This window comes from Rhizobium sp. Leaf341 (assembly GCF_001424325.1).
GTDB lineage: Bacteria > Pseudomonadota > Alphaproteobacteria > Rhizobiales > Rhizobiaceae > Ferranicluibacter.
This window is the reverse complement of sequence record NZ_LMPE01000002.1, coordinates 9,481-9,757: the sequence shown is the minus strand read 5'-3', so window position 1 is coordinate 9,757 and position 277 is coordinate 9,481. Positions and strand designations below refer to the sequence as shown.

At 62.1% G+C, this 277-nt stretch carries 1 protein-coding gene; it reads left to right on the top strand.

The features are described from left to right. The coding region (locus tag ASG03_RS21910) for an aminotransferase class I/II-fold pyridoxal phosphate-dependent enzyme (RefSeq protein ID WP_244475115.1) at nt 1–277 on the top strand (277 nt) is incomplete at both ends.

Sequence of the window (277 nt, the reverse complement as noted above, 5' to 3'; positions counted from 1 at the left end):
CGGCACGCGCAACATCTCCGGCACGACGCACTACCATGTTCTCCTGGAACAGGAGCTTGCCGACCTGCACGGCAAGGAAGCAGCGCTGCTGTTTACCTCCGGCTACGTGTCCAACTGGGCCGCACTTGGCACGCTCTGTTCGCGCATTCCCGGCATCATTGTCTTTTCCGACGCCGGGAACCACGCCTCCATGATCGAGGGCATCCGCCATGCCAAATGCGAGCGGGTGATCTTCAAGCACAATTCCGTGGCCGACCTCGAGGCGAAGCTCGCAGCC